The organism is Micromonospora sp. NPDC005299 (genome assembly GCF_042872345.1).
Lineage (GTDB): Bacteria > Actinomycetota > Actinomycetes > Mycobacteriales > Micromonosporaceae > Micromonospora.
In genome coordinates, this window is sequence record NZ_JBIAKG010000013.1 from 89,045 (window position 1) to 101,317 (window position 12,273).

Below are 12,273 nucleotides of genomic sequence, written 5' to 3' on the forward strand. Positions count from 1 at the left end.
TCACGCAAACTCCGCGGCGTGGCACACACGGGCTTATTAGAGGGCCACCCGGGGGGTGGGGGGGGGGGGTTGGGGGGGGGGGGGGGGGGGCGGGCCCCCCCCCCCCACACCCCGCCCCACCCCGTCCGGCCACCGATTTCCGCAGGAGACGCCTTGGCTGTCACCACCGTCCCGGGTACCACCAGACAACCGGGTCGCCCCGAGCCGCCGTACCCGTCGAGCCGCCGGCGGACGAGCCTGGGCCGCAAGGTACGCGACAACCTCACCGGGCACTCGTTCCTGATCGGGGCGGTCGTCTGCTTCGCCGTCTTCTCCTGGTACCCGATGATCCGCGGCGTCGTGATGAGCTTCCAGCGCACCCGCCGGGGCGAGACCACCTGGGTGGGTTGGGACAACTACGCCCGCATCATCGCCGACCCCAGCTTCTGGACCGCCTGGAAGAACACCTTCTACTTCACGGTCCTCGCACTCGTCCTCGGGTACGCGGTGCCGTTCTTCGTGGCGATCCTGCTCAACGAGTTCCGCCACGCCAGGGGCTACCTGCGGATCCTGGTCTACCTGCCGGTGATGCTGCCGCCCGCCTCGGCGCTGTTCCTCTTCAAGTTCTACGCCTACGACCCCAGCGAGGCGGGCCTGTTCAACGCGATCCTCGCGGCGCTGCACCTGCCGACCTCGGAGTGGATGCAGTCACCCGGGATGACCATGCCGGCCATGGTGCTCGCGTCGACCTGGATGAACATGGGCAGCGCGGTGCTGATCTACCTGGCGGCGCTGCAGAACATCCCCGGCGAACTCTACGAGGCGGCCGAGCTCGACGGCGCCGGGATCTGGCGGCGCATCCGGCACGTCACCATTCCGCAGACCCGGCTGATCCTCGCGCTCCTGGCGATGCTGCAGATCGTCGCCACCATGCAGCTCTTCATCGAGCCGCTGATCCTCGCCAACGGCGCGGGCACGGGGGACTCGGCGACCTCGGTCGCGTACCTCATCTACCAGCACGGGTTCTTCCAGAACGACCTCAACGGCGCCGCGGCGCTCGGCGTGATCATGCTCGTCGTGCTGGCCGGCTTCTCCGCCGTCTACGTGCGGCTGACCGCGAAACAGGACTAGGACGGACGAGGAATGGCACAGGACTCCGGGACCCGGACCCTCATCTCCCAGGCCCAGCTCGAACGGGGACGCGGCCGGATCATCTACTGGACGCTGCTCGTCGTCGTCGTGGTGGCGTTCACGCTCGTCTTCATCGGGCCGCTCTACTGGATGGTCACCGGCGCGCTCAAGTCCGGCCAGGAGATCGCGCAGACCCCGCCGTCGCTGTTCCCGAAGGACCCCCAGCCGCAGAACTACGTCGACGCGTGGAACAACCTGGACCTCGCCAAGCTGCTGTTCAACACGTTCTACTACGCGACCGGCGCGGTGTTGTTCCAACTCGTCCTCGACACGGCGGCGGCGTACGCGCTGTCGAAGCTCCGGCCGATCTTCGGCAACGCGATCCTCGGCCTGATGCTGGCGACGCTGATGATCCCGGCGATGGTCCTCATCGTCCCGCAGTACGTGACGGTGATCGACCTGCCCATCCTGCACGTCAACCTGCTCGACTCGCCGTTCGCCATCTGGCTGCCCCTGGTCGCGAACGCGTTCAACATCTTCCTGCTGAAACGGTTCTTCGACTCGATCCCCGAGGACCTGATGGCGGCGGCCTTCGTGGACGGGGCGACCCCGCTGCGCACGCTCTGGTCGATCATCCTGCCGATGTCGCGCCCCATCCTCGGCGTGGTCTCGATCTTCGCGGTGACCGCGGTCTGGAAGGACTTCCTCTGGCCGAAGCTGGTCATGCCGTCGCCCGAGACCCGGACGGTCAGCGTCGGCATCTACGCCTTCGCCGGTGGCACCCCCATGAACGTGGTGATCGCCGCCTCGGTCATCGCCGCGATCCCGACCGTCGTCATCTTCCTGATCTTCCAGCGCAACATCATGTCCGGCCTGACCACCGGCAGCCTCAAGGGCTGACCGCGCCGGACACCACCGGCGAAACCTCCCGAGGCGACCGACGACCGTTCGCCCGACACATCCAGGTCCGGCGAACCCGCCGACGTACCAACCCAGAAAGCAGGTGCTCGTGTCCACAGCAGACAGTGGTCCGTGGTGGCGTGGAGCGGTGATCTACCAGGTGTACCCGCGGAGCTTCGCCGACGGTGGTGGCGACGGCATCGGCGACATCGCCGGCATCCGGTCCCGGCTCCACTACCTGTCCGAGCTCGGCATCGACGCGATCTGGTTCAGCCCCTGGTACCCCTCGCCGATGGCCGACGCCGGCTACGACGTGGCCGACTACCGCGACATCGACCCGGTCTTCGGCACCCTCGCCGAGGCGGAGGCGCTCATCAGCGAGGCACACGCGCTGGGCATCCGGACCATCGTCGACGTGGTGCCGAACCACTGCTCCGACGCGCACCCCTGGTTCCGGGCGGCCCTCGCCGGCGGGCCGGACGCGCCCGAGCGGGAGCTGTTCTGGTTCCGCCCCGGTCGCGGTCCGAACGGCGACCAGCGGCCCACCGACTGGGTCGGCGAGTTCGGCGGCCCCACCTGGACCCGGACCGTCAACCCGGACGGCACCCCCGGCGACTGGTACCTGCACCTGTTCGCCCCCGAGCAGCCGGACTTCAGCTGGGACCACCCGCGGGTGCGCGCCGAGTTCGAGGACGTCCTGCGGTTCTGGTTCGACCGCGGCGTGGACGGCATCCGGATCGACTCGGCCGGGCTGCTGGTCAAGGACGGGACGCTGCCCGAGACCCGGCCGGACCGGCCACACCCCTTCCGGGACCTCGACGGGGTGCACGAGATCTACCGGGGCTGGCGGCGGGTCGCCGACTCCTACCCCGACGACCGGGCCCTGATCGGCGAGGTGTGGCTGCCGGACCGGCAGCGGTTCGCCAACTACCTGCGCCCGGACGAGCTGCACGCGGCCTTCAACTTCGACTTCCTCGGATGCGCCTGGGACGCCTCGGCGCTGCGCGAGAGCATCGACGGGACGCTCAGCGCGCACGCGCCGGTCGGCGCCCCGGCCACCTGGGTGCTCTCCAACCACGACGTCACCCGGCACGTCACCCGCTACGGCCGGGCGGACACCCGGTTCAGCTTCGCGGCCAAGCGCGAGGGCATCCCCACCGACCTGGAACTGGGCACCCGCCGGGCCCGCGCCGCCGCGCTGCTCTCCCTGGCGCTGCCCGGCGCCGCGTACGTCTACCAGGGCGAGGAGCTGGGGCTCTGGGAGGTCGAGGACATCCCGTACGAGCTGCGCCAGGACCCGATGTGGGAACGCTCCGGTCGCGTCGACCCCGGCCGGGACGGCTGCCGGGTGCCGCTGCCCTGGGCCGGTGACGCCCCGCCGTTCGGGTTCAGCCCCGACGGCGCGGCGGCCGGGCCCTGGCTGCCCCAGCCGGCCGACTGGAAGGACCGCACGGTCCGCGCCCAGACCGGCGACCCGCACTCGATGCTGGAGCTCTACCGGGCGGCCATCGCGATCCGCCGGTCCGAGGCGGCGCTCGGCGACGGCGCGCTCACCTGGCTGCCCGCCCCCGACCGGGTGCTCGCCTTCGCCCGGGACCCGAACTTCACCTGCCTGGTCAACCTCTCCGCCGCCGCCGTGCCGCTGCCCGGGCACGAGCGGCTGCTGCTGGCCAGCGGTCCGCTCGACGACGACCGGCTGCCGCCGGACACCGCGGTCTGGCTGCGGACCGGCTGACCCGTCCCCGGCGCCGGCGGCCCGCCGCCGGCGCCGCCCGCCGCGCCACCCGAACAGGAGGGAGGGGAGGAACCACCGCACCGCACGGGGGACCTGGCCATCCGACGAAAGGGAGCGCACCCCCCATGGCCGATCACACCACCCCGCACCACCCCCGCCGCAGCCGGCTCCGCGCGGGGCTCGCCGTCCTGGCCGGCGCCGCGCTGGCCGCCACCTCCGTCACCGTCGTGGCGCTCACCACCACCGCCACCCCGGCCCGCGCCGCCGGGCTGTCCCCGTTCGACATCGCCGGTCGCGGCGCCACCGTTCCCTTCGCCGAGCAGGAGGCGGAGAACGCCGCCCACACCGGCACCCGGATCGGCCCCGACCGGCGCTACGGCACCCTCCCGTCGGAGGCGTCCGGCCGGGAGGCGGTCACCCTCGACGCGGTCGGCGAGTACGTCGAGTTCACCCTCACCGCGCCGGCCAACGCGGTCACCTTCCGGTACAGCCTGCCGGACAACGCCGCCGGCACCGGCCGCGACGCCAGCATCGACCTGCGCGCCGGCGGCGCCCTGGTCAAGGCGGTCCCGGTCACGTCCCGGTACGGCTGGTACTACGGCGGATACCCGTTCAACAACAACCCCGGCGACACGAACCCGCACCACTTCTACGACGAGACCCGCACCCTGTTCGGCACCACGTACCCGGCGGGCACCAGGATCCGCCTCCAGGTTTCCTCGACCGCGCAGTCGCCCAGCTTCACCGTCGACCTGGCCGACTTCGAGCTGGTCGGCGGGCAGATCGCCAAGCCCGCGGGCGTCCTGGACGTGGTCACCGACTTCGGCGCCGACCCGAGCGGCGCGACCGACTCGACGGCGAAGTTCCAGGCCGCCGTGGACGCCGGCAAGGCCCAAGGCAAGACCGTCTGGATCCCCGCCGGCACGTTCACCCTCTGGGACCACGTGGTGGTCGACGGGGTGACCCTGCGCGGCGCCGGGCCCTGGTACTCGGTGCTCGGCGGCCGGCACCCCACCGACCGCAAGCGGGCCGCCGGCATCTACGGCAAGTACGTGCCCGGTGGCGGCTACAGCGGTGGGATCCGCCCGCACGAGGCCGGCGGGCCCAGCCGCAACGTCACCCTGCGGGACTTCGCCATCATCGGCGACATCCGCGAGCGGGTCGACGAGGACCAGGTCAACGCCCTCGGCGGGGCGATGTCGAACTCGGTGGTGGACAACCTCTGGTTGCAGCACACCAAGGTCGGCGCCTGGATGGACGGCCCGATGGACAACTTCACCATCCGCAACAGCCGGATCCTCGACCAGACGGCCGACGGGGTGAACTTCCACTGGGGCGTCACCAACTCCACGGTGACCAACACCTTCGTGCGCAACACCGGCGACGACGGCCTGGCCATGTGGGCGCAGAACGCGCCGAACGTCAACAACGCCTTCACCTTCAACACCGTCGGCGTCACCATCCTGGCGAACAACCTGGTCACCTACGGCGGCCGGGACATCCGGATCACCGACAACGTGACCGCCGACTCGGTCACCAACGGCGGCGGCATCCACGTGGCCAACCGCTATCCCGGCGTGAACGGCCCGACCGCGGTCGCCGGCACCGTGACCGTCGCCCGCAACACCCTGATCCGCAACGGCAACTCCGACTACAACTGGCGCTTCGGCGTCGGCGCGCTCTGGTTCTCGGCGCTCAACGAGCCGATCCAGGGCGCCACGATCAACGTCACCGACACCGACATCCTGGACAGCTCCTACGCCGCGCTGCACTGGATCGAGGGGCAGACCAGCGGGATCAACCTGAGCAACGTGCGCATCGACGGCGCGGGGACCTTCGCGCTCCAGGTGCAGGCGCCCAGCCAGGTCAGCTTCACGAACGTCCGGGCCACCGGCATTGCCCAGGCCAACCCGATGTACAACTGCGTCGGCAGCGGTTTCCAGATCACCCAGGGCGCCGGCAACTCCGGCTGGTACTCGGCGAACCCGTACTGCGGGCCGTGGCCCGAGCCGCAGTGGGGCAACGGCCCGTCCACCCCGCCCACGCCGACCCCGACCAGCCCGACGCCGAGCCCGACGCCGACCACCCCGCCGCCGTCGGGCGGCAACCTGGCGCTCGGCCGGCCGGCCACCGCGTCCAGCAGCACCCAGACGTACGCGGCGGCGAACGCCGTGGACGGCAACGCCGGCACCTACTGGGAGAGCGCCAACAACGCGTTCCCGCAGACGCTGACCGTCGACCTCGGCGCGGCGCGCGCCGTCGACCGGGTGGTGGTCAAGCTGCCGGCCGGCTGGGAGCGGCGTACCCAGACACTGTCGGTGCTCGGCTCGACCGACGGGTCGACCTGGACCACGCTGAAGGCCTCGGCCGGCTACACCTTCGACCCGGCCACCGGCAACACCGTGTCGATCCCGCTGCCGGCGGGACAGTGGCGGCACCTCCGGCTCAGCGTCACCGGCAACACCGGCTGGCCGGCCGGCCAGGCCGCCGAGTTCGAGGTGTACGGCACGGGCGCCACCCCGCCGCCCACCACCACCCCACCCCCGACCACCACCCCGCCGCCGCCCAGCGGCAACCTGGCCGCCGGGCGGCCGGTCACCGAGACCAGCCACGCCGACGTGTACGGCGCGGCCAACACGGTCGACGGCAACGCCGGGACGTACTGGGAGAGCGCCAACAACGCCTTCCCGCAGTCGCTGACCGTGGACCTCGGCGCGACGTACCCGGTGTCCCGGGTGGTGCTGAAGCTGCCGCCGTCGTCGGCCTGGCAGACCCGCACCCAGACGCTGTCGGTGCTCGGCTCCACCGACGGGTCGACCTGGACCACGGTGAAGGCCTCGGCCGGCTACACCTTCGACCCGGCCACCGGCAACACCGCCACCATCACGTTCCCGTCCGCCGGGCGCCGGCACCTCCGGCTGACCTTCACCGGCAACACCGGCTGGCCCGCCGGCCAGCTCGGCGAGTTCGAGGTGTACGCGACCTGACCGCCCCGGGGTCCCCGCGGCGCGGCGGGGACCCCGTCCACCCCCCCACCACACCCACCTCTCCACGTCCCAGGAAGAAGGTGTCCCTCCACCATGTCCAGATTCCGTACCCGGCTGGTCGCGGTGCTCGCCGCGGTCGCACTGGCCGTCACGGCCCCGCCCCCGTCCCCGGCCGCCGCGGCCGGCGGTCCCAACCTCGCCCTGGGCCGCACCGCCACGGCCAGCAGCGTCAACGGCCCCTACGCTGCCGACAACCTCACCGACGGCAACGCCGGCAGCTACTGGGAGAGCGCCGGCAGCACCTTTCCCCAGTGGGCCCAGGTCGACCTCGGTTCCGCCCAGTCGGTCGACCAGGTCGTGCTGAAGCTCCCCAGCGGCTGGGAGTCCCGCACCGAGACCCTGTCGGTGCAGGGCAGCACCGACGGCAGCACCTTCACCACCCTGGTCGCCCCGGCCGGGCGCACCTTCAGCCCGGCCAACGGCAACACGGTCACGCTGAGCTTCCCGGCCACCAGCACCCGCCACGTCCGGATCACGGTCACCGCCAACACCGGCTGGGCCGCCGCGCAGCTCGCCGAGCTTGAGGTGTACGGGTCGGCGAGCGCCTCGGCCAACCTGGCCCTGGGCCGGACCATGGCGGAGAGCGGCCACTCCGACGTCTACGGCGCGGGCAACGCCAACGACGGCAACCCGGCCACCTACTGGGAGAGCGCCAACAACGCATTCCCGCAGTGGATCCGGGTCGACCTCGGCGCCGCCGTGGCGGTCAACAAGGTGGTGCTCAAGCTTCCCGCCGGCTGGCCGGCGCGCACCCAGACGCTGACCGTGCAGAGCAGCACCGACGGGACCACCTTCGGCACGCTCGCCGGCTCCGCCGGGTACGCGTTCAACCCCGGCAGCGGCAACACCGTCACCGTCACCTTCGGCACGGCCACCACCCGCTACGTGCGGCTGCTGTTCACCGCCAACACCGGCTGGCCCGCCGGCCAGCTCGCCGAGCTGGAGGTCTACGGCCCGGCCACCGGCGACACCCAGCCACCGAGCGCCCCCGGCAACCTGGCCTTCACCGAGCCCGCCGCCGACCAGGTCCGGCTCACCTGGACGGCGTCCACCGACAACGTCGGCGTCACCGGCTACGACGTCTACGCCAACGGCACGCTGCGCACCAGCGTCAGCGGGTCGACCCTCACGTACACCGACACCCAGCCGGCCGGCCTCACCGTCTCCTACACCGTCCGGGCGCGCGACGCGGCCGGCAACCAGTCGGCCCCCAGCAACACCGTCACCCGCACCGGCAACACCGGGGACACCACGGCGCCGACCGCGCCGGGCAACCTGGCGTACACCCAGCCGGCGGCCGGGCAGATCCGGCTGACCTGGACGGCGTCGACCGACAACGTCGGGGTCACCGGCTACGACGTCTACGCCAACAACGCGCTGCGCGGCAGCGTCAACGGCTCCACCCTGAGCTACACCGACAGCCAGCCGGACAGCGCCACCGTCTCCTGGTTCGTCCGGGCCCGGGACGCGGCCGGGAACGTCTCGGCGACCTCCAATACGGTCACCCGGACCGGCAGCACCCCGGGCGGCACCAACCTGGCCGCCGGCAAGCCGATCACCGCCTCCTCGGTGGTGCACGTGTTCAACGCGGCCAACGCCAACGACGGCGACGTGACGACCTACTGGGAGGGCGCGCCGGGGGCGTACCCGAGCACGCTGACCGTCGCGCTCGGCGCCAACGCCAGCATCAGCGCGGTCGTGGTCAAGCTCAACCCCGACCCGGTGTGGGGGCCGCGCACGCAGACCCTCCAGGTGCTGGGCCGGGAGCAGTCCGCCTCCGGGTTCACCAGCGTGGTCGGCTCGGCGACGTACTCGTTCAACCCGAGCAGCAGCAACACGGTGACCATCCCGGTCAGCGCCACCGCCGCGGACGTGCGGCTGCAGTTCACCGCCAACTCAGGCTCGTCCAACGGGCAGGTCGCCGAGTTCCAGGTGATCGGCACCCCGGCGCCGAACCCGGACCTCACCGTCACCGCCCTGTCCGCGGCGCCGTCCGCGCCGGTGGAGACCGACCCGGTCACCCTCTCCGCCACCGTCCGCAACGCCGGCACCGCGCCGGCCGCCGCCTCGGCGGTCACCTTCTGGCTGGGTACGACCAAGGTCGGCACCGCGGCCGTCGGGGCGCTCGCGGCCGGGGCGTCGGCGACCGTCACGGTCGGCATCGGCGCGCGCAACGCCGGCAGCTACGAGGTGACCGCCACCGCCGACGAGGCGAACACGGTCATCGAGCAGAACGAGTCGAACAACAGCCGGACCGCCTCGCTGACGGTCAGCCCGGTGCCCAGCTCCGACCTGGTCGCCGGGTCGGTGAGCTGGTCACCGGGCACGCCGAGCGCCGGCACCGCGGTCAGCTTCGCGGTGTCGATCCGCAACCAGGGCACGGTCACCTCGGCCGGCGGGGCGCACGGCATCACCCTCACCCTGCTCAGCGACACCGGCGCGGTGGTGCGCACCCTGACCGGCTCGTACAGCGGCACCCTGGCGGCCGGGGCGACCAGCCCGCCGGTCAACCTGGGCGGCTGGACGGCGTCGAACGGGAGGTACACGGTGCGGGTGGCACTCGCCGCCGACGCCAACGAGCTGCCGGTCAAGCAGCAGAACAACACCAGCGACCGGCCGCTGTTCGTCGGGCGGGGCGCGAACGTCCCGTACGACATGTACGAGGCCGAGGACGGCCGGGTCGGCGGCGGGGCCCAGGTGCTCGGGCCGAACCGGACCATCGGCGACCTGGCCGGCGAGGCGTCCGGCCGCCGGGCGGTCACCCTGAACACCACCGGCGCGTACGTCGAGTGGACCACCCGGGCGCCCACCAACACCCTCGTCACCCGCTTCTCCATCCCGGACGCCCCGGGCGGCGGCGGGATCGACTCGACGTTGAACATCTACGTCAACGGGGTGCTGCACAAGCCGATCAACCTCACCTCGAAGCACATCTGGCTCTACGGCGCCGAGGCCGGCCCGAGCGACTCGCCGGGCGCCGGCGCACCCCGCCACCTGTACGACGAGGCCAACGTGATGTTGAACTCGACCATCCCGGCGGGTGCCACCATCCGGCTGCAGAAGGACCCGGCCAACAGCACCACGTACGCGATCGACTTCGTCAACACCGAGCTGGTGTCGCCCCGGGCCAACCCGGATCCGGCCCGTTACACGGTGCCGAACGGCTTCAGTCACGCGGATGTGCAGAACGCCCTGGACGCCGTCCGGATGGACCCCACCGGCAACCTCGTCGGCGTCTACCTGCCGCCAGGCACCTACGACACCGCCCAGAAGTTCCAGGTGTACGGCAAGCCGGTCAAGGTGGTCGGCGCGGGCATGTGGTACACCCGCTTCCAGACGCCCACCAACCAGCAGAACACCGACGCCGGCTTCCGGGTGGAGTCCTCGGCGAGCGGGTCGACCTTCGCCCACCTGGCCTTCTTCGGCAACTACACCAACCGGATCGACGGTCCGGGCAAGGTGTGGGGCGAGCTGAAGGACGTCGACAACATGACGCTGGACAGCGTCTGGGTCGAGCACACCGTCTGCGCGTACTGGGGGGTGAGCGTCAGCGGGCTGACCATCCGGGACAGCCGGTTCCGGGACACCTTCGCCGACGCGGTGAACATGACCAACGCCAGCACGAACAACCTGGTCACGAACTCGGAGGGCCGCTCCAACGGCGACGACGCCTTCGCGCTGTTCTCCGCGACCGACCAGGGCGGCTCGGGCGGCAACCACGGCAACGTGTTCGAGAACCTGACCGCCACACTGACGTGGCGGGCGGCCGGCGTGGCGGTCTACGGCGGGTACGACAACATCTTCCGCAACCTCTACATCGCCGACCAGCTGACGTACTCGGGCATCACCATCAGCTCGCTGGACTTCGGCTATCCGCTCGTCGGGTTCGGCGCCAGCCCGCCCACCCAGTTCCAGAACGTCTCGCTGATCCGGGCGGGCGGGCACTTCTGGGGTCAGCAGACCTTCCCGGCCCTGTGGCTCTTCTCCGCCTCCAAGGAGTTCCGCGGCATCCGGATCTCCGACGTGGACATCGTGGACCCGACGTACTCCGGGATCATGTTCCAGACCAAGTACACCGGCAACCAACCGGAGAACCCGGTCACCGACACGGTCCTGACCAATGTGTCGATCTCCGGGGCGAAGCGCAGCGGCGACGCCTTCGACGCCAAGTCCGGCTTCGGTATCTGGGTCAACGAGATGCCCGAGCCGGGGCAGGGCCCGGCGGTCGGCTCCGCCACCTTCACCAACCTCCGGCTGACCGACAACTACCAGGACATCAGGAACACGACCAGCACCTTCACCATCAACCGGAACTGACCCCTCGGCCAGCGGCGCCGCCGGGAGGAACGGTCCTCCCGGCGGCGCCGTGCCGTGGCCGCACGCGTCACAGCCCAGCGCAGGCCGCCCCGTCCACCGTGCAGCCCTCCGGCCCGGTGGCCGCCAGGTTGGGATCCCGCACGTCGAACCGGATCGTCGTCGATCCGCCCGCCGGCACCGCCGCGCCCGTGAACGTGACCACCGCCCCGTCCTGCTTCGCCTCGGCCCCGTTGACGCTGCCGACGGTGGCGTCGTCGCCCAGCGTCACGGTCACCGTCCAGTCCGGCTTCGCCGCCGGGCCGGGATTGCGCACCACCACCTGGCCCCGGTAGCCGAAGACCCGGTCGGAGACCGTCTCGTAGCTGGCGGCCAGCCGCGCGGCCGGCCGCGGGCTGAGGCTGGACGTGCGGGTCGGGGAGGCCGACGCGGTCGGGCTCGGCGCGACGCTGCGGCGGGTGGTCGACGGCGTGGGCCGGGACGGGGTGGCCTTGGGCGACGCGCTGCTCGCGGCGGGCTCCGCCAGCGGCGACGGCGAGGTCGACGCCGGCTGGGCGGCCGGCGCCGTCGGCGCGGGTCGGGTGGCCCACACCGTCACCCCGGCGGCCACGCCGAGCACCGCCACGACCGCGGCCATCACCAGCACCAGCCGACGCCGGGCCCCGCCGCGCGCCTCACCGGGCCCGACCACCGGCAGTTCGGCGGTCAGCCCGCCCTCGGCGCGGCGCAGGTCGACCTCCTGGAACGCGAGCCAGTCGAGGATCGCCGGGAGCCGTCCGGTCACCGCCCGCTGGTGCTGCTCGGCGCGCCGGTCGGCGTCCCAGTCACCCCCTTCCAGCACCTCCCGCACGGACAGCCGCGAACCGTGGCCGAGGGCGACCACGTCGCAGGCCAGCCGGGTGCTCCGGTCCGCCTCGCGGCAGCGCAGCACCAGCCGTTCCGGCGCGCGCAGCTCGACCACCTCCACCTCGGTGTCGGCGTCGTACCCGGGCAGCCCAGCGGTCCGCAGCAGCGTTCGCTCGCCCAGCGACTCGCTTCCGGCGAACCACTTGGCGAGCAGCGCCTGTTCCGTCAGCGCCCGCCAGATCCGTGCCGGCGGGTGGAACAGGTCGACCTCGGTGGCGATCTCGATCACGCGGAGACTCTAAGGGTCGCGTCCCACCATGG

Annotated in this window: 6 protein-coding genes; 5 read left to right on the forward strand and 1 reads right to left on the reverse strand. The window is 72.0% G+C overall.

Annotation, left to right across the window (positions count from 1 at the left end):
- The first annotated feature begins 153 nt into the window (after positions 1-153).
- The 5 genes from ACFYPD_RS29050 to ACFYPD_RS29070 all read left to right on the forward strand — a co-directional run bounded on the left by ACFYPD_RS29050 (position 154) and on the right by ACFYPD_RS29070 (position 11,109).
- Complete coding sequence (locus ACFYPD_RS29050; RefSeq protein ID WP_387120233.1) at positions 154-1,110, forward strand: carbohydrate ABC transporter permease; 957 nt, start codon at positions 154-156, stop codon at positions 1,108-1,110.
- Between the two features lie 12 nt (positions 1,111-1,122).
- Positions 1,123-2,010: a carbohydrate ABC transporter permease gene (locus ACFYPD_RS29055; protein WP_387120236.1), complete on the forward strand. Its 888-nt coding sequence runs from the start codon at positions 1,123-1,125 to the stop codon at positions 2,008-2,010.
- Positions 2,011-2,158: 148 nt separating this feature from the next.
- Positions 2,159-3,745, forward strand: a complete 1,587-nt coding sequence (locus tag ACFYPD_RS29060) for a glycoside hydrolase family 13 protein (protein WP_387120239.1) — start codon at positions 2,159-2,161, stop codon at positions 3,743-3,745.
- 125 nt (positions 3,746-3,870) lie between these two features.
- Positions 3,871-6,732: a discoidin domain-containing protein gene (locus ACFYPD_RS29065; protein ID WP_387120242.1), complete on the forward strand. Its 2,862-nt coding sequence runs from the start codon at positions 3,871-3,873 to the stop codon at positions 6,730-6,732.
- A 93-nt stretch (positions 6,733-6,825) separates the two neighbouring features.
- Positions 6,826-11,109 carry a discoidin domain-containing protein gene (locus tag ACFYPD_RS29070; protein WP_387120245.1) on the forward strand — a complete coding sequence of 1,428 codons (4,284 nt, stop codon included), beginning with the start codon at positions 6,826-6,828 and terminating at the stop codon, positions 11,107-11,109.
- 67 nt (positions 11,110-11,176) lie between these two features.
- Here the strand turns inward: ACFYPD_RS29070 and ACFYPD_RS29075 are convergent, their stop codons facing one another.
- The gene (locus tag ACFYPD_RS29075; RefSeq protein ID WP_387120248.1) at positions 11,177-12,241 is read right to left on the reverse strand and encodes a cellulose binding domain-containing protein; all 1,065 of its coding nucleotides are present in this window, start codon (positions 12,239-12,241) and stop codon (positions 11,177-11,179) included.
- Positions 12,242-12,273: the final 32 nt, after the last annotated feature.

Coding starts and splice junctions, on each gene's coding strand:
- ACFYPD_RS29055 (WP_387120236.1), top strand. CDS start 1,123: ATGGCACAGGACTCCGGGACCCGGACCCTCATCTCCCAGGCCCAGCTC.
- ACFYPD_RS29065 (WP_387120242.1), top strand. CDS start 3,871: ATGGCCGATCACACCACCCCGCACCACCCCCGCCGCAGCCGGCTCCGC.
- ACFYPD_RS29070 (WP_387120245.1), top strand. CDS start 6,826: ATGTCCAGATTCCGTACCCGGCTGGTCGCGGTGCTCGCCGCGGTCGCA.